The sequence below is a fragment of the Paraburkholderia sp. SIMBA_054 genome (assembly GCF_046534875.1).
In the GTDB taxonomy this organism is placed as follows: domain Bacteria; phylum Pseudomonadota; class Gammaproteobacteria; order Burkholderiales; family Burkholderiaceae; genus Paraburkholderia; species Paraburkholderia hospita.
Genome location: NZ_JAWRXV010001026.1, coordinates 1 through 262 on the forward strand (window position 1 = coordinate 1; position 262 = coordinate 262).

1 protein-coding gene is annotated in these 262 nt (G+C 59.2%); it reads right to left on the reverse strand.

Annotated features, from left to right (window positions below):
* The coding region (locus tag SB822_RS58255) for an amidohydrolase family protein (protein WP_410859265.1) at positions 1-234 on the reverse strand (234 nt) is incomplete at its 3' end.
* Positions 235-262: the final 28 nt, after the last annotated feature.

Genomic DNA, 262 nt, shown 5'->3' on the forward strand with positions numbered 1-262 from the left:
GCCATTGGCGTGAACGCCAACCTGCCAGCCGCCTTCATGCGCCCGGCGGATAACTTCCGTTACCTGCTCAAGGCTGTAGTTCAGGGCGCCGCGCGCATCGGTGCCCAGATAGTTCTCGCGCTGATAACCGGTCTGCGCCTGATTGGAACCATCGGCCCACGCCTTGATGCCATCGACGCGGAAAAGATCATTGCCGCGACCGGGTTTGATCCCCTCCTTTTCCCATTCATCCATGATCGTTGACACGAGCATACCACGATAG